This is a genomic window from Oceanobacillus sp. GQ8, from assembly GCF_059758495.1.
In genome coordinates this window covers 691561-713264 of record NZ_JCAXEV010000001.1, presented here as the reverse complement: position 1 = coordinate 713264, position 21704 = coordinate 691561, and the positions used below count along the sequence as shown (strand labels likewise).

The following is a 21704-nucleotide window of genomic DNA, read 5'->3' as shown; positions in this document are numbered from 1 at the left end:
GGATTAAATGGTAAGACAAAAAGGCGCCTTAACAGGCAGGCAAAAAGCAGCGATACTTTTGATCTCCTTAGGCCCAGATGTTTCTGCTCAGGTGTACAAACATTTGACAGAAGAGGAAATTGAAAAACTTAGCTTGGAAATTTCCTCAGTTAAAAAAGTAGATAATTCATTAAAAGACGACGTTTTAGATCAATTTCACCAAATTGCAGTAGCCCAGGATTTTATCTCACAGGGTGGGATTGGATATGCAAAAACAGTTTTAGAAAAAGCTTTTGGAAGTCAGGAAGCTTCTAATATAATTAATCGACTTACATCTTCCTTGCAGGTGAGACCATTTGACTTTGCGAGAAAGGCAGATCCGCAACAAGTCTTAAATTTCATTCAAAACGAACATCCGCAAACAATTGCGCTTGTTCTCTCTTATTTGGATTCAGAGCAATCAGGGCAAATTTTATCAGCACTGCCACAGGAAATGCAGGCCGATATTGCAAGAAGAATTGCTACAATGGATTCTACCTCGCCCGAGATCATTACACAGGTTGAACAAGTTTTAGAAAAAAACATCTCTTCTTCTGTAACAGAGGACTACACACAAACGGGTGGAATCCAAGCAGTCGTAGAAGTGCTGAATGGAGTAGATCGGAGTACAGAACGTACTATTTTAGATGCTCTTGAAATACAGGATCCAGAGCTTGCTGATGAGATCAAAAAACGAATGTTTGTTTTCGAAGATATTGTTATTCTTGATAACAGAGCAATTCAACGGGTGATACGAGAAGTTGAAAATGACGATTTACGATTGTCACTTAAAGTAGCTAGTGATGAAGTGAAAGATATTGTGTTTAAAAATATGTCACAGAGGATGGCAGAGTCCTTTAAAGAAGAGATGGAATATATGGGGCCAGTACGTTTACGTGATGTAGAGGAAGCACAAACAAGAATTGTTGGTTCTATTAGAAGATTAGAAGATATAGGTGAGATCGTCATTGCAAGAGGTGGAGGAGATGATATCATTGTCTGATTCTAACGTGACTTGTGGCAAGGTAATCAAAATCAAACCAGTCATAACACGAAATGATGTAGCAGCAGGGATAGAGACAGAAGATCAAGTCCAGGTAGAACTTCGGGAGGCACAACAGTCTCTAGAAGAAGTGAAGGAAAACACTGCCAAAATGCTACAGCAGACACATGATGAAATCGAACAAGCGAAGCTAAACTGGGAAGAAGAGAAGAAAAAATTAGTCGAACAAGCAAAAAGGGAAGGATACCAAGACGGTTTTAATGCAGGTAAAGATGAAGGTCTGTTGGTATACCGAACAAAGTTAGATGAGATGAACCAGTTAACAGATCGGGCAATGAAGGAGTTTCAACAAACAGTAGAAAAAAGTACTGATGAAATTATAAGTATCGCGTTAAATACCGCTGAGAAAATAATTGATCAAAAGATCACAGAGGAGCCCACCTCGTTTCTACACATTGTAAATAAAGCAATAAAGGAATTAAAGGATCAATCTATCATATCGATTTACCTAAATCCTGCAAATTATGAGTTTGTCGTTCAACAAAAGGAAGAACTGTTACAAATTTTAGATGACGACACAAAGCTCGCTATTTATTTAAAGGATACAGTGGAAGAAAACGGTTGTCGTATCCAACACCCGTTTGGTGAATTGGATATTGGAATAGATACACAGTTAAAGCAAATTAGAGAAGTATTACATGAAATTGTATTGGAGAAAAAGCAATGAATATCTCAGACTACCTATCAACAGTAAAACAGGCAGACACCTATAAACGTTATGGAAAAGTGCTTCGAGTGGTTGGATTAATGATTGAGTCACAAGGCCCTGCTGCCAATATAGGGGAAGTATGCTATATTCATTCATCTGAGAACCGATCTCCGATTCTTTCAGAAGTTGTTGGTTTTAATAATGAAAAAATAATTCTTATGCCTTATTCAGAAGTAAATGAAATTGGACCTGGATGTCTTGTAGAATCGACTGGAAAACCACTTAGTATAAAAGTGGGAAGAGGTCTAATTGGAAATGTTGTTGACTCACTTGGAGAAAAACTGGACCATTCTTCACTTCCAAAAGGATTAACCCGGTACTTAACCGACCAGTCTCCGCCTAATCCAATGGAAAGGCCACCCATTTCCGAGCCAATACAAGTAGGTGTAAAGGCCATTGACTCCCTTCTTACTGTAGGAAAAGGCCAACGTATTGGAATATTTGCAGGTAGTGGTGTTGGAAAAAGTACACTATTAGGAATGATTGCTAGAAACAGTGACGCAGATATAAATGTCATAGCACTAATTGGTGAAAGAGGCAGAGAAGTTCGAGAATTCATTGAAAAAGATCTTGGGCCAGAAGGACTTAAACGGTCGATCGTTGTGGTAGCTACTTCAGATCAACCCGCATTAATGCGGATAAAGGGTGCCTATACAGCAACAGCAATAAGTGAGTATTTCAGGGATCAGGGTTATAGCGTGAATCTCATGATGGATTCCGTTACAAGGGTAGCGATGGCCCAACGAGAAATTGGACTTGCTACAGGAGAACCCCCAACCACAAAAGGGTATACCCCTTCTGTATTTGCCACGCTTCCTAAATTACTCGAGCGAACGGGTACAAACAAAAACGGAACCATTACAGCTTTTTATACTGTATTGGTAGACGGTGATGATATGAATGAACCGATAGCAGATACGGTTAGAGGGATATTAGATGGTCACTTTGTTATGGATAGAAAACTGGCAGAGCGTGGCCAGTTTCCTGCAATTAATGTTCTCAAGTCGATTAGCCGTGTAATGAATGGAATTACTGTAGCTTCTCACAAACAAACAGCTCAGGAAATTCGCTCTCTAATGGCAAAATATGAAGAGAATAGCGAATTAATTCATATTGGTGCCTATAAAAGGGGCACTGACCAAATGATCGACAGAGCAATCTCCTATCAACCTAAGATACAGTCCTTTTTAAAACAGGATGTTCATGAAGTATTATCACGTACCGAATCAATTGAACAAATGACAGCATTATTAAATGGAGGCATGAATTAATGGCGGAAATACTAGCTTTATCAAAGATTCGTAATGTCCGAGAAGAAGAAAAAAATGATGCGCAAAAGGCCTACCATCAATCAACAGAATTTTTCGAGGACATCGCCACAAAAATGTTCCAGTTATTAAAGAAGAAGGAAAACGCTGAAAAAGATTATGAAGATGCAATTCAACAAGCTATCACGCTTGATAGAATAAGAGAGCAAAATGCATATATCGAGCGATTAAATAAGCAAATCATGGACATGCAAAATGCCGTTCAGAATGCAAGAAATGATATGGAATTGAAGCAGAGTTTACTTACTGAAGCACATGTAGAAATGAAGAAATTCGATAAGATTATTGAAATGAGACAGGAAGAGAAGAAAGCAATCCAGGAGAAAATGGAGAAATCCTCGATGGATGAAGTCTCGATACAGCAATATTTAAGTCATATAAACAGGTGATGACATGGAAAAAGACCTAAAAACAGAAAAAAAGAAAATGAATCCATTTCTCTGGTTTCTTTTTGCAATCGTAATTCCGCTATTGATTGCAGTCGTGATTGCGGTAATTGCCTTTAGTATGGCAGGAGTAAACGTAATGGACTGGGTAAAGGAAAAAGGAAGTAATATTCCAGTTGTGTCCTCGCTTATAGAATCGCCAGAAGGGGAGTCAGTAGAACAAACACCAGATCAAACTTCAGAGCAGCTGGCTGCCAAAAATGAGCAGATTGAGCAACTTAACCAGCAAGTACAGGATATGGAAACAACGATTGATCGATTAGAAGAAGAAGCGGTAATTCTAGAAAATCGTAATAAACAGAATGAAGCTACTGCTGAGGTGGAAGCTGATAATGAATCAGAAAATAGTTCAATTAGTACAATCGCAAGCTCTTTTAAAGACATGGACAGTGAACAGGCTGCTCTAATCATACAGGATTTAGATAATCAAACAGCTGTCTCTATTTTAGAAGAACTTTCAAATAAAGTAAGAGGCGCCATTTTGGCAGAAATGGAGCCAGCTAAAGCGGCAGATTTAACAAAAATATTCATAGATGCTGGAAACTAGATAATTTGAAAGGGGGTGAAACTTAATGAATGCAATCGGAATGTTTTTCCAGCAAATGCAATCTGTAAAAGTACCTACTGCCTCCGAGAAGACCTCTAGCAGAAGTGATATATTTCAATCAATGCTAAATGGTGAGCATGGTAACGAAGCAAATGGTTTAAAAGAGATGATTCTATTAGCAGGACAGAATAGTAATAACAAGGCTGCTGAACTAGCAACAGCGTCTGATCACGATACGCTGACCAAATCTATACAACCTGCTTTATCGCTTATATTTCAGTCTGGTGAAGAGAAAAACAACGGAGAGAAAATTCGATTGACCGAGGAAGAACAGGAAAAGCTCATGGATCTGCTAACCACCCTAATGGAATCGGAGAATAACCAAGAAAAACTTGAAATTGGAATGAAACTCGATGAGATGATAAATTTACCACCATTATTTAACGAATTTGTTCAGCTGTTAAGTGAAGTAGCTCCTGTTTTATCGGAAATAACTTCTAAACAAGATGCTGAAAAGGCAGCACCCAAATTATTACAACTGTTGCAGCAATGGACTTCACTTGAAAAGAAAGCAGGCGTAGCGAACAGTGGGGACGCGGTGCTTAATCTGATGAAAAAAGACGGTACTAGTTTACAAGGGGTCTGGAAGGATCTGCTTCAATCCTTTGAAAAGCGAAATCAGATGGCTACAAAACTTCAATACAACGCTGATTCAAAGGTGACCACTAGTGATATTGCCAAGTGGCTATCAAGCGCAATGGAACAACAATCGCAACCTACTGTAAAAACGGATGGCATTAGTAATACTGCATCTGTCATAAACGGACCAATGAGCCAGGTAGAACAGCTTGTTATCCATGTTAATTCTACCCAATCTACGAAGTCACCGGATAAACAATTACTGGAGCAGTTTCAGCAATTAATCCAATCAAGCAAGTTTGCTGCTAAATCCAATGGAACAACACAGCTGTCCATTTCATTACGACCAGAAAATCTTGGAGACATGATGGTGAAATTAACACAGATAAATGGGGAATTGACGGTGAAAATACTTGTTTCTTCTCAGGCAACAAAAGAGATGATGGAAGGGAATATTCATCAACTACGTAATATGTTCTCTCCACACCAAGTGGTGATTGAGAAACAGGATATGGCTGTTCAACAAAGCCAGAATCTCCAAGAGGATCAGGATAACCAACAATCTGATCAACAACAAGATCGATCTGGAGATACTAGGCAGGATGAAGAAAGTAATGCAGAAGATGATTTTGCAACACAGTTTCATGAATTATTAATGAATGAGAAAGTGTAGGTGGAAAAAATGCCCGTTAACCTAGACCCGTCATTGTATTTGAAAAATCAAAGCAGTGCAAGAACACCAAGCACAAATTTAGGAAAAGATGAATTTCTAAAGATTCTTATGGCACAGTTGCAGAATCAGGACCCAAGCAACCCCATGGATGACAAGCAGTTTATTTCACAAATGGCCCAATTTTCTTCGCTAGAGCAGACAATGAATATGGCAAAATCAATAGATAGTCTTGTAGAGAGTCAAATGATTTCTCCAGTCATTAAGTATAGTCATATGATTGGAAAGGAAGTAAGCTATCGGGCTGTAGATGAAGAAACCGGGGAAAAAGGTGAAGAGATTTCAAGTCAAGTGGTTTCAGTGAGTCAGCATGAGGGTTGGGCTGTTTTAGAACTGAAAAACGGAGACAAAATATACGCTGATGCTGCTATTCAAGTAAGTGATCCAACCGAAGAGGTGGAAGAAGAAGCATAATGGCACAAAAAAGGATGTGAGCATATGGATCACCGAATTCATCAATTGCCGCACCAGCATGCCCTGAATGTCACTACGCCTGTCAGGCAGCCAAGTAGTAAATCGACCATTATTTTTAAAGATGTTCTTACAGAACAGACAGGTTTAAAAATTAGTAAGCATGCCTCGGAGCGGCTTCAAGAGAGAAACATTGAAATTGATACAAAGCAATGGGAACAAATAAATGATAAAGTAAAAGAAGCAAAAGCTAAAGGCATAACAGATTCGTTGGTCATTACAGAACAAGCAGCACTACTTGTAAGTGCAAAAAATAATACGGTTGTAACTGCAATGAACAGGCAGGAAGCGACAAGTCGAATTTTCACAAACATTAATGGAACAATACTGATGGATAAATAGGCTGGACCCTTCTGGGAGGCCAAACCGCTGTTGAAGGATAGATACAGCGTAAAACGATATAACCAAAAAGGGGAAATGATAAATGTTACGTTCTATGTATGCTGGGATTTCAGGTATGAAAAACTTTCAAACAAAATTAGATGTAATTGGAAATAATATTGCCAATGTAAACACTTCAGGCTTTAAAAAAGGAAGGGTAACCTTTCAGGATATGATGAGTCAAACGACAGCTGGTGCACAAGCTGCAACTGACACACGAGGTGGAGTTAACCCGTCCCAGGTAGGGCTTGGTTCACAGCTTGGAACAATTGACAACATTCACACACAAGGCTTTAGACAGACTACCAACAGTCCCCTGGATTTTGCTTTAGAAGGGGACGGAATGTTTGTTGTTCAGGATGGTAATCAAACGTTTTACACAAGAGCAGGAAACTTTTACCTAGATAGTGAAGGAGCTATTGTTAATCCACAAGGTTATTACCTACAAGGTATGGACGGTAATATAAATATTCCGGATACTGCACAAAGCTTCAGTGTTCAAAGCAACGGAACAGTTTCCTATATTGATGAAGAGGGTGACCCTCAAGAAGCTGGTCAGATCGCGATTGCATCTTTCTCGAATGCCGCTGGTTTGGAAAAGGCAGGAAGTAACTTATTCCTTAATAGTGAAAATGCTGGATACAACGGTATAGTTGCTCCTGAAACAGAAGGAACTGCATCCATTGTAAGTGGTTCACTGGAAATGTCGAACGTTGATCTCTCAGAAGAATTTACCGAGATGATCACGGCACAACGTGGATTCCAGGCAAATACACGTATTATTACAACATCAGATGAAATACTTCAGGAACTAGTAAATCTAAAACGATAAGGAGGTAGGGAGTGCCGTATCCTGGCACTCCCGCCCATTTTATGATTGAGTTAAGACGTTTAAATAATGAAACATTTACGCTTAATGCGTTAATGATCGAACAGATTCAATCATTTCCTGACACTACGATAACATTGTTAAACGGCAAAAAGGTTGTTGTAAAAGACAGGGAACATACGGTAATTGAACTGGCAACAGATTTTTATAAAAAAATCGGCTTGCAACAATCATTGAATAAAGCAGGTGATGGTAAAAATGAGTAAGTTAGTAAAGGTGATGCTTTCCTCCATAGCAATACTGATTGTTGGGGCAGCTGCAGCTTTCCTGGTTATCCTTAATTTTAATGATAAAAATGAAGGTGAAGCAAAAACAATCGATGATATTGTGGAGTATTCCTATGAATCACCTGAGGTAACAACAGATCTGGATGATGGCAGCTTTGTGCGTATTCAGTTTCAGATTATAACGGATAGTAAAGATGCTAAGGAAGAAATTGCTAAACGAGATTTCCAGCTTAAAAATATCCTTATTAAAGAGTTAGCTGTGTTGAGTGAAGAGGATTTTAAAGCAGGCTTATCTGAGTTGGAAGAAACCGTCCAATCAAAGTTAAATGAAGTTATGACAGATGGAAAGATTACTGATGTTTATACAATCAATAAGATTTTGCAGTAAACATAGATGTAATACTCCAACATGGAGGTGAGTTAGTTGGTAGATGAAGTTCTTTCACAAAATGAGATAGATGCCCTTTTGTCTGCTATCACGTCAGGGGAAATGGACGCAGAAGAACTTAAAAAAGAAGATAAAGAGAAGAAAGTACGTGTCTATGATTTTAAGCGGGCACTACGTTTTTCAAAAGATCAGATTCGCAGCATTTCCAGAATTCATGAAAACTACGCTCGGATGCTTACAACTTTTTTCTCTGCTCAATTGCGGACATATGTAAATATCAATGTGGCATCAGTAGACCAAATCCCATACGAAGAATTTATAAGATCAGTTCCAAAAATGACAGTACTTAATACATATAGTGTTGCTCCGCTTGAGGGAAGGATCGTTATGGAAATTAATCCAAACATTGCCTATGCGTTGCTGGACAGAATATTAGGTGGTAAAGGGTTTAGTGCAAATAAAGTGGACAACTTGACGGAAATCGAAACGATACTAATGTCACAAATATTCGAAAAAGCAATTGTAAACTTGCAAGAAGCGTGGGCTTCTATAGTAGAAATTGATCCTGTATTGGAAGAATTCGAAGTGAATCCACAGTTTTTACAGATGGTTTCACCAAACGAAACGGTAGTTGTCGTTTCTTTAAACACAGCCATTGGTGATACGAGTGGATTAATTAACATCTGTATTCCCCATATCGTGCTAGAGCCAATTATTTCAAAGTTATCTGTTCACTATTGGATGCAGACGTCGACTAAAGAAAGAGACGATGAAGCATATAGCAAGTTGTCTACGAGCCTGGAAACAGCAAAAGTAGAAGCAAAGACCTTGCTGGGTACTACAGACATAAACATTGAACAATTTCTTAATCTTAAACCAAATGATGTAATTGGGCTAGATCAAACAATAGATCATCCACTTATAATGGAAGTTAATGATAAACCAAAATTTTATGTACAGCCTGGCAAGCAAAAAAATAAATTGTCAGTGCAAATAATGGAAGAAATTAAAGGGGTGAACATAGATGATGAATGATGGAATGCTGTCACAGGATGAAATTGATGCATTATTGAAGGTTGGCGAAGATGATGCGGACGATGCTGAAGTCACTTCACCTGTACATCAGACTTTAACCACAATAGAAGAAGATACATTAGGAGAGATAGGCAACATATCCTTCGGGAGTTCTGCTACGACACTATCAACTTTGTTAAATCAAAAAGTAGATATTACAACACCAACCGTATCTGTAATTCAGAAGGCAGATCTAGAAAAAGAGTTTAACTTTGAACCAGTCAGCGTTGAAGTAAGCTATATTGATGGCTTTACTGGGAAAAATGTATTTGTACTAAAATCACCAGATGCTGCGATTATTTCTGATATTATGTTAGGGGGAGATGGAACTTCTCCTGCAGAAGATTTAAATGAAATTCATTTGAGCGCTGTCCAGGAAGCAATGAACCAAATGATGGGAGCAGCTGCAACAAGCATGTCAACAGTCTTCAACAAGAAAGTTGATATTTCACCACCCAATATACTATTAGAAGACCCCGAGGATGACACCAAAGCTAGATTTACAGAAGATGCCTATGTAAAGGTCTTTTTTGAGCTTAAAGTTGGCGATCTAATAGATTCTAATATTATGCAACTTATGCCGATGAGCTTTGCAAAGGGATTGGTGGATGAATTGCTCAATGGAAAAGCTGAGGAAGAAGCCGCTGTGACGGTAGAAGAGCTAGAAAGAAGCTTTGAAACCGAGACGGAAGAACCTGTGAAACAACAATATGAGACAAATCATCAAGAGAATCCAAGCATTTTAGGAAATACTGCAAATCAACATAGTGCCGTCCAACCTGCAGCGTTTTCTAGCTTTGAGCCTGTAGAATTAAACAAATCAGAACATCGTAACTTGGGTATGTTGATGGACATTCCTTTAAAAGTAACGGTTGAGTTAGGAAGAACGAAACGAACGATCCGGGATATTCTGGATTTATCTGCCGGATCTATTATAGAGCTAGATAAATTAGCTGGAGAGCCTGTAGATATTCTAGTAAACGAAAAACTTATTGCCAGAGGAGAAGTCGTGGTAATTGATGAAAACTTTGGTGTACGGGTTACAGATATCCTAAGCCAGTCAGATAGGTTACGTAAACTTAAATAACATTTTGCTAAAGGGGATTTTTGAATGGGACAACGAATCTTGATTGTAGATGACGCAGCTTTTATGAGAATGATGATTAAAGATATTTTAACTAAAAATGGTTTTGACGTAGTGGGGGAAGCACAAGATGGTGTACAAGCTGTTGAAAAATATAACGAATTAGAACCTGATTTGGTCACAATGGATATCACGATGCCTGAAAAAGATGGCATAACCGCGTTAAAGGAAATTAAAGCAAAGCATCCAAGTGCAAAAATAATTATGTGCTCTGCAATGGGACAGCAAGCGATGGTAATTGATGCCATCCAAGCAGGCGCTAAAGATTTTATCGTTAAACCGTTTCAATCAGACCGGGTTATTGAAGCAATACAGAAGGCATTGAATTAGGAACAAGTGAGTATGTTAATTAAAAAAATAAGTCTAGTTATCTGTTTCATCGCCATTTTCTCCTTTTCTTTTCTATCTAACGAAGTCTCTGCTAGTTCTTCTAATGTGACGGACTGGCTAAATGAAGAAGAGGAAGGAGAAAATAGCCCACCTGAACAAGAAGGAAACAATCAAGAAGAGCAGGTAGAACAGGGGCAAGTGGAAGAAAGTGGATCCATGCTGTTTGATCTTATAAAAATGTTCTTTGCTTTAGTATTAGTATTGGCACTCATCTATGTGCTTTTAAAGTTTTTGAATAAGAGAAACAAGTTATTTACGAAGGTAAGAGCTCTTGAAAGCCTTGGTGGAGTAACAGTAGGACAAAATAAATCTGTTCAAATTGTGCGCTTAGGGGATCGTTTTTACCTGCTTGGTGTTGGCGATAATGTTGAACTTTTACAGGAAATTACAGATGCAAATGTGAAGGCAGAATTATTAAGACAGGATGAAGTACAGCAAGGGACAGGTGGAATCTTTGCAGATCTATTTCAATCAAAAGGAAAGTCTACAACATCGACTATGAAATCAGATAAAACAGATTTTAAAGATCTTTTTTCAGGTGAATTGAAAAAGCTAAAGAACAATCGCAACAAATTGATTCAACAGCAAAAGCAAAAGGAAGATAGACATGAATGAATTCGTAGACATGTTTTCTAGTTCGGATCCTTCGAATGTAGCGACATCTGTAAAACTATTACTCTTATTGACAGTTTTGTCTCTTGCTCCAGGTATATTAATTCTGATGACGAGTTTTACAAGAATAATTATAGTCTTGTCATTTGTAAGAACATCACTTGCAACGCAACAAATGCCGCCAAATCAGGTACTAATTGGTATTGCCTTATTTCTAACCTTTTTTATTATGGCACCTATTTTTGGAGAGGTATACGATGAAGCACTTCAACCACTATTCGATGAAGAAATAACCCTTGATGAGGCCTATGATAGAGCGAGCGCTCCGATGAAAGACTTTATGGCAGAGCATACAAGACAGAAAGACCTTGCCTTATTTATGAATTATGCTCAGCTAGAAAAGCCAGAAACAGTTCAGGAGATACCGCTGACAACGCTTGTCCCGGCATTTGCGATCAGTGAATTGAAGACTGCATTTCAAATGGGATTCATGATTTTTGTTCCTTTTTTAATTATTGATATGGCTGTCGCAAGTGTCCTTATGTCAATGGGAATGATGATGCTGCCACCTGTTATGATCTCCCTGCCATTCAAAATTCTATTATTCGTACTAGTTGATGGTTGGTATATGATTACACATTCGTTGTTGGATAGTTTCTAAGTTGGATATTTTAAGAAAAGTAGGTGATTTTGGTGAGCAGTGAATTTGTATTGGGCCTTGCAGAGAAGGGTGTATATACCATTCTCTTAATCACAGGCCCCTTGTTGATACTAGCGCTTGCTGTTGGCTTGCTGGTAAGTATTTTTCAGGCGACAACCCAAATACAGGAACAGACCTTGGCCTTTGTTCCGAAAATTGTAGCAGTATTGGTTGGACTCATTTTTTTTGGGCCATGGATGCTTACAGAAATGGTTAAATTTACTTCCGACATATTTCAAAATTTAAATCAGTTTGTAGGGTAACCCATGCTTGAATTAATTAATGTCAATAGCTTGCCAGTTTTTATTCTTGTCTTTGTTCGAGTGCTAGCCTTTTTTGTCACGTTGCCACTGTTTGCTTACGGGACTATACCAACACCATTTAAAATAGGCCTTAGTTTCTTTTTAGCCTTTATTATGTTTTATACAATTGGTACCACAGATATTGTTTTTGATGAATTGTATTTGTTCCTTTTAATAAAAGAAGTATTGGTTGGACTATTGATTGGTCTGATTGCATACATCATTCTTTCAGCAGTTCAAATCGCTGGTGGATTTATAGATTTTCAGATGGGGTTTGCAATAGCTAATGTTATTGATCCGCAAACTGGCGCACAAAGTCCATTAACGGGTCAATATTTTTATATCTTTTCCTTACTCTTTTTATTGGCTGTAGATGGGCACCATTTATTAATAGACGGTATATACAATAGTTATTCGTTCATCCCTGTTGATTCTTTTATACCATTTGGCAACCAATCTATTGCTGATTTTGTTATTGATACGTTTAATACGATGTTTCTGATAGCTTTCCAAATCGCCATACCGATTGTTGGCTGCCTGTTCTTAGTTGACGTAGCACTAGGTATTATAGCGAGGACAGTCCCACAACTAAATGTATTTGTAGTAGGACTTCCACTAAAAATACTTGTTAGTTTCCTAACATTATTCGTTTTTCTAAGCCTCTATATTGTACTTGTTAAAAAATTATTTACATATCTGTTCCAAACAATGCAGGGACTGATGCAATTATTCGGGGGTGCGTAACTTGCTAAAGCTTGACTTACAATTTTTTGCAGGTGAAAAGACCGAAAAAGCAACTCCGAAAAAGCGTCAAGATGAGCGGAAGAAAGGTAAGGTTGCGAAGAGCCAGGATATTAATACAGCAATATTGTTGCTTTTTACTTTTATTATACTCATCGTTTTTGGTAGCTCGATAAAGAATAGTATGATGGATTTCTTTACACATACTTTTACGGAATACATTCAATGGGATGTTACGGAAAACACAGTTCATCAAGTTTTTACCGGTGCAGCGATTGAAGCTGCCAAAATGCTGGCGCCTATTATGGTAATCTCGATAGTAGCTGGATTGGCGGCAAATTTTTTGCAAATTGGATTCCTGTTTACAACAGAGCCTCTTAAATTCGATCTGAAGAAAATAGATCCAATTCAAGGTGCTAAAAGAATATTCTCCATCCGAGCACTTGTTGAATTGCTGAAATCCTTACTAAAAATTGTGTTCATCGGCACCATAACATTTCTTGTAATCTGGATAAATAAAGATGAAATGATGATGCTATCGTTTAAAACAGTGGACGGTGCACTAGCCTTCTTTGGTCAGGTAACGGTTATCATGGCTATATCAGCGATAATTGCTCTTCTTTTTCTTGCTGTTTTCGACTATGCTTACCAGCGTTACGATTTTGAAAAGAATATGAAGATGTCTAAACAGGATGTAAAGGATGAATATAAAAATATTGAAGGGGACCCATTAATTAAGTCCAAAATAAAAGAAAGACAACGTCAAATGGCAACACGCAGAATGATGAGCGAGGTCCCTAACGCAGACGTCGTCATCACGAACCCGACTCACTTTGCCATAGCGATTAAGTATGATGAGACGAAAGCAGATGCCCCGTATATTGTCGCAAAGGGATCAGACGATATCGCAATGAAGATAAAAGAAGTTGCTAAGTCAAATGGGGTAACCACAGTAGAGAATAAACCACTGGCCCGTGCCCTATATAAAGCAGCTGAGATCGGGGATATCATCCCAGAAGAGTTCTTCAAAGCTGTGGCTGAAGTGTTGGCGTATGTATATAAACTAGAGAAAAAAGCTTAAGCAATGAGGAGAGACAATAATGAAAGCTCGTGATTTATCCGTCCTTTTAGGTGTTATATTAATAATCGTAATGCTTGTCATTCCATTACCGGGATGGCTATTAAGTATTTTTATTTTATGTAATATAACCCTTGCACTAATCGTTATACTTGTATCAATGAACACACAGGAAGCATTGCAGTTTTCCATATTTCCATCTCTCTTGCTGCTTTTAACGCTTTTCCGCTTAGGGTTAAATGTTTCTACTACCAGGTCGATTCTTTCTGAAGCTGAAGCAGGCGGTGTCGTTGAAACATTTGGTACATTTGTTATCGGTGATAATCCTCTTGTAGGTTTCGTCGTATTTATCATACTTGTTATCATTCAGTTTCTTGTAATCACGAAGGGTTCAGAACGTGTATCAGAAGTGGCAGCAAGGTTTACTCTCGATGCAATGCCAGGAAAGCAAATGAGTATTGATGCCGACCTGAATGCTGGACTGATTTCTGAGCAGCAAGCAAAAGACAGGCGGGAAAAAGTAGAGAATGAGGCAGATTTTCACGGTTCTATGGATGGAGCAAGTAAATTTGTAAAAGGTGATGCTATTGCTGGTATTATCATCGTTCTCATTAACATTATCTTTGGCTTAATTATTGGAATGGTACAAATGGACATGCCATTTCAAGAAGCAATTAATACATATATGAGGTTGACAGTTGGGGATGGCCTTGTTAGTCAGATACCCGCCTTATTAATTGCAACAGCAACTGGGATTGTTGTAACACGTGTTGCAGGTACAGGGAACCTTGGAAGTGATGTTACAGGTCAGCTACTGCAATATCCAAAGCTATTATTTATTGCAGCCGGGACCATCTTCTTGCTTGGTTTAACACCGATTAACTTCTTCCTTACTACTGTCATTGCCGGAGTGCTTGCATTAAGTGGATACTTGTTATTGAAACAGGCTGAAGAGCCGGAGGTTGATGAAGTAGAAGAAGAGGTTCAAACAGAAAGCAGTGCAATGAAGACTTCGGAGAATGTGGTTAGTTTAATTAATATGGATCCTATTGAATTTGAATTTGGTTATGCTTTAATACCCTTAGCAGATACGAACCAAGGTGGAGATTTGTTGGACAGAATTATTATGATCCGCCGACAATTGGCTATCGAATTAGGAATTGTCATACCAGTTGTTCGTATTCGTGATAACATTCAACTAAATCCTAATGAATACCAGATGAAAATTAAGGGAAATGAAGTGGCAGAAGGGGAGTTACTGCTTGATCATTACCTTGCCATGTCTCCTGATATAGCAGACGATGAAATCGATGGAATCGATACAAAAGAACCAGCGTTCGGTCTACCAGCTAAATGGATAAACGAAGAAGTGAAAGATGAAGCAGAATTGTCAGGTTATACTGTTGTGGATCCACCCTCAGTTGTATCCACCCACATTACGGAAGTGATAAAGAAACATGCACATACTTTACTAGGCCGACAGGAAACAAAACAATTAATTGATCACCTAAAAGAAAGTTATCCAATATTAGTAGAGGAAGTTACACCAGAGCCTTTATCTGTTGGAGATATTCAGAAAGTATTGGCAAAACTTTTAAAGGAAAATGTTTCCATACGTAACCTGCCAGTAATCTTTGAAACCTTAGCAGACTTCTCAAAATTAACAAATGATACGGAGCTACTAGGTGAATATGTAAGACAAGCCTTATCCCCACAGATTACCAAGCAATATGCAGAAGATGATTCTTCATTTAAGGTATTGACTGTCTCAGGGAAAGTCGAGAAACTTATAGCGGAAAACATCCAGCAGACAGAGCATGGGAATTATTTAGCGTTGGATCCTGATTCCCAACAAGAAATTGTAAAATCCCTACACAATGAAGCTGAAAAGTTATCGTTACAGGAAGAAACTGCAATCGTACTTTGTTCCCCAGCGGTCAGAATGTATTTGAAACAGCTTGTTGAACGTTTCCTTCCACAGGTTGTAGTGCTATCTTATAATGAATTGGAGCCAACAGTGCAAGTCCAAAGCGTAGGGGTGGTGAATATTCAATGAAGGTAAAAAAATATACAGCGGCAACCATGCCAGAAGTAATGAAGCTGGTAAGGAAAGAATTAGGTACAGGAGCTGTTATCTTAAATTCCAAAGAGGTAAAACACAAAGGCTTTTTAGGACTTTTTAAAAAAAGCAGAATCGAAGTGGTCGCGGCGCTTGATCCAGATCCAATTCGACCAAGCAATAACCAGACGATTCAAAACAAAGTAGCCGAGACAACAAAAATTGAAACCAAGCAAGACGGTTCTAAAAAAGACTCTGATAACCTTGTCTTAGAGGAAATAAAGCAACTAAAAAAAATGCTACATTACTCAACAGATGAAACCAGTCATTATCCAATGAACTATCGACTTGTTTATCAAGGCTTACTTGCACAAGAAGTAAATCCGATTCTTGCCAAACAGCTTGTAGATAAAGTAATGGATAAGGCTGGAAATGTAGAACCCGATAATGTAAATTATCGTGATATAGTTGACACCTTAGCGACAGTTTTAAAGACAGAGCTGTCTGGTTTTCCGTATAAAGGTATAGAAGATACGAAGAAAATTGCACAGTTTGTAGGTCCGACTGGTGTCGGGAAGACAACAACCATTGCTAAAATCGCAGCAAAATGTATGCTAGAGGACCAGAAGAAAGTAGCGCTTATAACTTCGGATACGTATCGTATTGCGGCTGTAGAGCAATTGAGAACGTATGCCAAAATATTGGATGTACCAATGGAGGTTGCATATACAGCAGATGACTTTAAGCAAGCATTTGAAAAATATGCTAATTACGATGTCATCCTTGTTGATACTGCCGGCAGAAATTTCCGAGATGAACAGTATATAAGACAGCTAAAGGAAACTACTCGTCCTGAGTGGAAGATGGATACGTACCTCGTCTTGGCTCTAACAGCAAAAGCAGAAGATATTACCACCATTTACGACCAGTTTTCTCAGATTGGCATCAAAGAAGTAGTATTTACAAAGGCTGATGAGACTAGACAGTATGGTAGTTTTCTAAATATATCACTTGGCAAACAGACTGGAATTGCCTACGCAACCAATGGTCAGGACGTTCCTGAAGACCTGTTAAAATTGTCTCCTTCCCTAATAAGTGATTACATTGTGGACGGTTTGCGAGATGTTTGAGGATCAAGCATCAAGTCTTCGAAAAAAGCTAAAACAAGATCCTTCACATGATTTAAAACAAGCAAAAACTGTTTCTATTATTAGCGGCAAGGGGGGCGTAGGTAAGTCTAATGTAGCACTCAATTTATCATTAGAGTTAGTCAGACAAAAAAACCGTGTCCTCTTATTCGATTTGGATATCGGCATGGGGAACATTGACATTTTGATGGGGGTGCCAGCAAAAAAGTCAATTGTTAATCTCTTGCAAAATTATGAAAGAATTGAAGATATCATTGAAACGGGTCCTAAGGGGTTAGGATACATTGCAGGTGGTTCAGGGCTGAATGAATTGTTTTCACTTAATAAAGAAAGCAGAGAATATTTTTTTGAACAGTATCATAAGCTAGTTTCTTCCTATGATTATATTATTTTCGATATGGGGGCGGGGGCCACTAAGGATACCATGTCATTTATCTTGGCATCTGATGAATGTATTGTTGTAACTACTCCAGAGCCAACTTCCATTACAGATGCGTATGGCATGATTAAACATATCGTATCCAACAATCTGGACATGCCAATGAAAGTTATTATGAACCGAGCTTCAAGTATTAAAGAAGGTGAACGGGCTTTACAGCGGTTCCGTGAAGTGGTGATGCGTTTTCTTGAGGTTAATGTGCATGCACTGGGCATATTACCTGATGATAAACATGTATCCCAAGCCGTTATTCGTCAGATTCCTTATACTTTATATAATGAAAATGCTCCTGTTAGTAAGGCTATGAAACAATTAGCCTATCATTATACGGATAATTTACCGCATGATTTTCAACAATCTGGCCGTAAGACTTTCCTACAAAAACTAAAACAACTGATGACAGAGAGGTAACGAATTATGAAATCTATTCGTGTGCTGGTAATTGACGATTCTGCATTTATGCGAAAGGTTATTAAGGATATGCTGGAATCGGACCAACGTATTCAAGTAATAGCTACAGCCCGTAATGGTGAGGACGGGATTAGGAAAATAAAAAAGTTGTCACCAGATGTTGTAACATTGGATATTCATATGCCTGTAATGGATGGTATTACAGCACTTCAATATATTATGGGTGAATGCCCTGTTTCTGTTGTAATGTTGTCGAGCGCTACTGCAGAGGGAGCAGACAAAACCTTACAGGCAATCTCTAATGGGGCTGTTGATTTTATAACGAAGCCATCAGGAAATTTATCGATGGAGAATGGTCAAATAACACAAGAAATTATTAGTAAAGTAATAGCCGCGTCAGGAGTATCTATTACGGAAAAACCTGAAGAGCCTGCGATACAATCTACTGACATTCCTGTTCAAGACAGAAAACAGACACATAGCAAAACGATTGTAACCATTGGTACGTCAACGGGAGGTCCACGTGCATTACAGCAAGTAATACCTTGCCTGCCAGCTGACTTTTCAGCACCGATTTTGATTGTTCAACATATGCCTCCTGGCTTTACCAAGTCTCTTGCAGAGCGTCTGAATTCAATGTCAGCAGTTCATGTGAAAGAGGCAGTTCATGGTGAAGTCCTTGAGGATGGAACAGCATATATTGCTCCTGGTAATTATCATATGCACGTTAAAAAACGTGGAATAGCAATGGTTGTGGAATTATCTCAAAAAGAACCAGTTAACGGGCACAGGCCTTCTGTTGATGTGCTGTTTGATTCTGCAGGTGACTTAGACAAAACAAACAAAATTGCCGTTATTTTAACGGGAATGGGAAGCGATGGATCAAATGGTATTAAGAGGATGAAAATGAAAGATCCCTCTACAATAACCATAGCGGAATCAGAAAAGACAGCCATTATTTATGGGATGCCAAAATCCGCGGTTAAAACGAACTGTGTTAATCATATAGTGGCCTTAAACCAGGTTGCAGATACGCTTGAAAATCTGGTGAATGCTTAAGAACATACAGACTTTGTTTCTTAGTCTACAAGTATTTTTAGAATTGCCAATTAGGTTTATTATCAAAATATAAAACAAATCGGAGGCGTGTAAGATGGAAACAGGAACTTCACTTAATAGAAAAGTTATTATATTTCAATTGCAAAATGAAGAGTATGCAGTATCAGTACAGCAAGTAGGGGCAATAGAAAGGGTGCTCCCGATTACAAGAGTACCTCAAACTGCTGACTTTGTTAAAGGTGTGATAAATCTGCGTGGAGTGGTAACACCAGTCATTGACTTGCGCGTCAGATTTAATCTCGAAGCAACAGAATACAATGAATCCACTAGAATTATTATTATTAATTTGGAAGACATGGAGGTTGGTTTGATCGTAGATGCTGCCAATGATGTAATGGATATTTCTGAAGAGGCAATCGAACCACCACCCGAAGTAATTGGAACTGTAGATGTGGACTATATCGAAGGTGTTGTAAAAATGGAAGATCGATTGTTCATACTTCTTGATCTTGAGAAGGTTTTAACTGTTGATCAAATGAAGGAATTACATGGAGTGGAAGGGTCTTAACAAATGAATGACTTTACAAACCTAACCAACGTGCAAAAAGATGTGCTTCGAGAAATAGGTAATATTGGAGCAGGAAATGCAGCAACCTCCATGGCGAAATTACTTAATAAGAAAATTGATATGCAAGTCCCTTCAGTTAAAGTGGTAAGTTTTGATGAAGTAATGGAATTAATTGGAGGGCCAGATGAACTAATTGCTGCAGTGTTTTTCCGGATACAAGGAGAAGCGCCTGGGACCGTGTATTTTATATTATCTATTGAAGAGGCGGAATTCTTGGTTAATGAAATAGTACCTGGTAATGAAGTGAATTTACTCGGGGAGTCAGCCAACGAGTTTGCTATCTCTGCATTGCAGGAGGCAGGTAATATTTTGACTGGTTCTTATCTATCGGCGTTGTCTGACTTTACTAGTATAAATATGCAGCCATCTGTACCTTATCTAAGTATTGATATGGCCGGTGCTATTTTAACAGTAGGGTTATTAGAGTTATCACAGGTCTCAGATTATGCCATCATTATTGATACCAAGATTAATGAACAAGAAGATCAAAAAGGTGTTCAGGGGAATTTCTTACTAATACCTGATCCAGCTTCACTAACTAAGTTATTTCATGCATTAGGAATTACGGAATATGACTGAGGTTAAATCTATCGTGAAAGTTGGTATAGCAGATTTAAATATGGTAAGAGCACCAGGTATTATCCGGACTTCTGGACTTGGATCATGTGTAGGTGTAGTAATTTATGATGATGTAAAGCGGATAGCAGGACTCTCTCACGTCCTTCTACCTGATTCTAATTTGGCAAAACAGGCTGAGCTAAATGTTTATAAATATGCGGATACTGCCATTCCGATCCTAGTTAATAAATTAATTGACGAGGGTGCTAGAAAGTATGCACTAAAAGCAAAACTGGCTGGTGGGGCGCAAATGTTTCACTTCACATCTAATTCTGACATTATGCGAATTGGCCCACGAAATTCTGAAGCAGTATTAGCAATTTTACAAGACTTGCGCATTCCTGTTATCGCAGCCGATACGGGTGGTAACGTCGGGAGAACAATAGAGTTTAATCCTAAAACAAGTAAATTGAAAATAAAAAAAGCTAGTAAAGAGGAACAACTGATTTAATAAAATGAAACTTCAATCAGGGGGGCATTCTTCCCCCACTGATTGTTAGTTGAACGAATCGGGGTGTTGACGTCCGTTTACTCCCACTTAAACATCACTGTCTCACCTCATGTTTTGAAGTGGGAGTCTTACGGACGGTTGCACCGGGATGAAAGCTAGTTGGTTTAATAGTAGAGAGGGAGGAGTTAATGATGACGGTGAACAAGTCTTCTCATGAACAAAAGTTGTGGCATGATTGGCAGACCCGAAAGGATAATGATGCTGCAAATGAACTCATTCAAACATATATGTATCTTGTAAGCTACCATACTGAGCGAATCTCCAGTCATTTGCCGAGTAGTGTGAATAGGGATGATGTTAAGAGTTTTGGATTGCTCGGATTATATGATGCGCTTAAAAAGTTCGAACCAGCTCGAGATCTTAAGTTTGATACATATGCTTCCTTCCGTATCAGAGGAGCAATTATGGATGGGTTGAGAAGAGAAGACTGGCTTCCTAGATCATTACGAGAGAAAACGAAAAGACTGGAGCAGCTAACCCATTCACTTGAACAAGTACTCCAACGCATGCCGACAATGGAAGAGATAGCTGAAAAGGCTGGACTGGGAGTGAAGGAAGTGGAAACCATCTTAAATGATTCATTATTTGCGAATGTCCTATCCATCGAAGAAAAACCAAAAGATGGAAGAAGTGAATTAAAAGAAGGAATCGGCTATGCTGTGCCTGATGAAACAACGGTTTTACCTGAGGTCAATGTTCTTTCAAATGAATTAAAAAAAGAACTAGCAGAAGGTATTAGCAGTTTAAATGAAAATGAACAAATGGTGATCAGTTTGTTTTATCAAGATGAGTTGTCTTTAACGGAAATTGGCCAGGTACTCGGCCTGACTACTTCCCGTATCTCACAGATTCATAAAAAGTCTATCGTCAAATTAAGAAGTACGCTCAAAAAAATCCAGGCTGTCAACTAACAAACCATTCTTCTTACATCTAGATGCCTGAGTCGAAGTTTAA

The 21704-nt window shown here is 38.5% G+C and carries 27 protein-coding genes; all 27 read left to right on the top strand.

The window, feature by feature from the left end:
- Nucleotides 1–7: 7 nt before the first annotated feature.
- The 27 genes from fliG to AC6CHS_RS03655 all read left to right on the top strand — a co-directional run bounded on the left by fliG (nucleotide 8) and on the right by AC6CHS_RS03655 (nucleotide 21661).
- Nucleotides 8–1021 (top strand): flagellar motor switch protein FliG, encoded by a 1014-nt coding sequence (fliG, locus tag AC6CHS_RS03785; RefSeq protein WP_036573075.1) that lies wholly within the window; start codon nucleotides 8–10, stop codon nucleotides 1019–1021.
- Entirely contained in the window at nucleotides 1014–1748 is a 735-nt protein-coding gene (gene fliH, locus AC6CHS_RS03780) for a flagellar assembly protein FliH (protein WP_498234204.1), read from the top strand. The genes fliG and fliH overlap by 8 nt, the downstream gene beginning before the upstream one ends.
- Nucleotides 1745–3061, top strand: a complete 1317-nt coding sequence (gene fliI / locus AC6CHS_RS03775) for a flagellar protein export ATPase FliI (RefSeq protein WP_498234202.1) — start codon at nucleotides 1745–1747, stop codon at nucleotides 3059–3061. Before fliH ends, fliI begins: the two co-directional genes overlap by 4 nt.
- A complete protein-coding gene (gene fliJ, locus AC6CHS_RS03770; protein WP_498234200.1) occupies nucleotides 3061–3507 on the top strand; it encodes a flagellar export protein FliJ in 447 nt (148 codons plus the stop codon). The genes fliI and fliJ overlap by 1 nt, the downstream gene beginning before the upstream one ends.
- Before the next feature lie 4 nt (nucleotides 3508–3511).
- Nucleotides 3512–4111, top strand: a complete 600-nt coding sequence (locus AC6CHS_RS03765) for a MotE family protein (RefSeq protein WP_498234198.1) — start codon at nucleotides 3512–3514, stop codon at nucleotides 4109–4111.
- Nucleotides 4112–4136: 25 nt separating this feature from the next.
- Nucleotides 4137–5423, top strand: a complete 1287-nt coding sequence (locus AC6CHS_RS03760; protein ID WP_498234196.1) for a flagellar hook-length control protein FliK — start codon at nucleotides 4137–4139, stop codon at nucleotides 5421–5423.
- Between the two features lie 9 nt (nucleotides 5424–5432).
- Entirely contained in the window at nucleotides 5433–5894 is a 462-nt protein-coding gene (gene flgD, locus AC6CHS_RS03755) for a flagellar hook assembly protein FlgD (RefSeq protein ID WP_498234194.1), read from the top strand.
- Between the two features lie 24 nt (nucleotides 5895–5918).
- A complete protein-coding gene (locus tag AC6CHS_RS03750; RefSeq protein ID WP_498234192.1) occupies nucleotides 5919–6293 on the top strand; it encodes a TIGR02530 family flagellar biosynthesis protein in 375 nt (124 codons plus the stop codon).
- Nucleotides 6294–6375: 82 nt separating this feature from the next.
- Nucleotides 6376–7164, top strand: coding sequence for a flagellar basal body rod protein FlgG (flgG, locus tag AC6CHS_RS03745; RefSeq protein WP_498234190.1), 789 nt, complete (start codon nucleotides 6376–6378; stop codon nucleotides 7162–7164).
- A 41-nt stretch (nucleotides 7165–7205) separates the two neighbouring features.
- Nucleotides 7206–7427 carry a flagellar FlbD family protein gene (locus AC6CHS_RS03740; RefSeq protein ID WP_498234188.1) on the top strand — a complete coding sequence of 74 codons (222 nt, stop codon included), beginning with the start codon at nucleotides 7206–7208 and terminating at the stop codon, nucleotides 7425–7427.
- The gene (gene fliL, locus AC6CHS_RS03735; protein ID WP_498234186.1) at nucleotides 7420–7836 is read left to right on the top strand and encodes a flagellar basal body-associated protein FliL; all 417 of its coding nucleotides are present in this window, start codon (nucleotides 7420–7422) and stop codon (nucleotides 7834–7836) included. The genes AC6CHS_RS03740 and fliL overlap by 8 nt, the downstream gene beginning before the upstream one ends.
- Before the next feature lie 36 nt (nucleotides 7837–7872).
- A complete protein-coding gene (gene fliM, locus AC6CHS_RS03730) occupies nucleotides 7873–8871 on the top strand; it encodes a flagellar motor switch protein FliM (protein ID WP_498234184.1) in 999 nt (332 codons plus the stop codon).
- Nucleotides 8861–9997, top strand: coding sequence for a flagellar motor switch phosphatase FliY (gene fliY, locus AC6CHS_RS03725; protein ID WP_498234182.1), 1137 nt, complete (start codon nucleotides 8861–8863; stop codon nucleotides 9995–9997). Before fliM ends, fliY begins: the two co-directional genes overlap by 11 nt.
- 24 nt (nucleotides 9998–10021) lie before the next feature.
- Nucleotides 10022–10384, top strand: coding sequence for a response regulator (locus AC6CHS_RS03720; RefSeq protein ID WP_036573058.1), 363 nt, complete (start codon nucleotides 10022–10024; stop codon nucleotides 10382–10384).
- A 12-nt stretch (nucleotides 10385–10396) separates the two neighbouring features.
- Nucleotides 10397–11059: a flagellar biosynthetic protein FliO gene (locus tag AC6CHS_RS03715; RefSeq protein WP_498234180.1), complete on the top strand. Its 663-nt coding sequence runs from the start codon at nucleotides 10397–10399 to the stop codon at nucleotides 11057–11059.
- Complete coding sequence (fliP, locus tag AC6CHS_RS03710; protein ID WP_036573056.1) at nucleotides 11052–11717, top strand: flagellar type III secretion system pore protein FliP; 666 nt, start codon at nucleotides 11052–11054, stop codon at nucleotides 11715–11717. The genes AC6CHS_RS03715 and fliP overlap by 8 nt, the downstream gene beginning before the upstream one ends.
- 32 nt (nucleotides 11718–11749) lie before the next feature.
- Entirely contained in the window at nucleotides 11750–12019 is a 270-nt protein-coding gene (gene fliQ / locus AC6CHS_RS03705) for a flagellar biosynthesis protein FliQ (protein WP_036573055.1), read from the top strand.
- 3 nt (nucleotides 12020–12022) lie between these two features.
- A complete protein-coding gene (gene fliR / locus AC6CHS_RS03700) occupies nucleotides 12023–12802 on the top strand; it encodes a flagellar biosynthetic protein FliR (RefSeq protein ID WP_498234177.1) in 780 nt (259 codons plus the stop codon).
- Nucleotide 12803: 1 nt separating this feature from the next.
- Nucleotides 12804–13880, top strand: a complete 1077-nt coding sequence (gene flhB, locus AC6CHS_RS03695) for a flagellar biosynthesis protein FlhB (RefSeq protein WP_498234175.1) — start codon at nucleotides 12804–12806, stop codon at nucleotides 13878–13880.
- Between the two features lie 19 nt (nucleotides 13881–13899).
- Complete coding sequence (gene flhA / locus AC6CHS_RS03690) at nucleotides 13900–15933, top strand: flagellar biosynthesis protein FlhA (protein WP_498234173.1); 2034 nt, start codon at nucleotides 13900–13902, stop codon at nucleotides 15931–15933.
- Nucleotides 15930–17066 (top strand): flagellar biosynthesis GTPase FlhF, encoded by a 1137-nt coding sequence (gene flhF / locus AC6CHS_RS03685; protein WP_498234171.1) that lies wholly within the window; start codon nucleotides 15930–15932, stop codon nucleotides 17064–17066. The genes flhA and flhF overlap by 4 nt, the downstream gene beginning before the upstream one ends.
- Entirely contained in the window at nucleotides 17059–17934 is an 876-nt protein-coding gene (locus AC6CHS_RS03680; protein ID WP_498234169.1) for a MinD/ParA family protein, read from the top strand. Before flhF ends, AC6CHS_RS03680 begins: the two co-directional genes overlap by 8 nt.
- A gap of 6 nt (nucleotides 17935–17940) precedes the next feature.
- Entirely contained in the window at nucleotides 17941–18993 is a 1053-nt protein-coding gene (locus tag AC6CHS_RS03675; RefSeq protein WP_498234167.1) for a protein-glutamate methylesterase/protein-glutamine glutaminase, read from the top strand.
- Nucleotides 18994–19087: 94 nt separating this feature from the next.
- On the top strand, nucleotides 19088–19561 hold the full coding sequence (locus AC6CHS_RS03670; RefSeq protein WP_238019251.1) for a chemotaxis protein CheW: 474 nt from the start codon (nucleotides 19088–19090) through the stop codon (nucleotides 19559–19561).
- A gap of 3 nt (nucleotides 19562–19564) precedes the next feature.
- The gene (locus AC6CHS_RS03665) at nucleotides 19565–20200 is read left to right on the top strand and encodes a chemotaxis protein CheC (protein ID WP_498234166.1); all 636 of its coding nucleotides are present in this window, start codon (nucleotides 19565–19567) and stop codon (nucleotides 20198–20200) included.
- Nucleotides 20193–20690: a chemotaxis protein CheD gene (locus AC6CHS_RS03660; protein WP_498234165.1), complete on the top strand. Its 498-nt coding sequence runs from the start codon at nucleotides 20193–20195 to the stop codon at nucleotides 20688–20690. Before AC6CHS_RS03665 ends, AC6CHS_RS03660 begins: the two co-directional genes overlap by 8 nt.
- 191 nt (nucleotides 20691–20881) lie before the next feature.
- Nucleotides 20882–21661: a FliA/WhiG family RNA polymerase sigma factor gene (locus AC6CHS_RS03655; protein ID WP_498234163.1), complete on the top strand. Its 780-nt coding sequence runs from the start codon at nucleotides 20882–20884 to the stop codon at nucleotides 21659–21661.
- The last annotated feature ends 43 nt before the right edge of the window (nucleotides 21662–21704 follow it).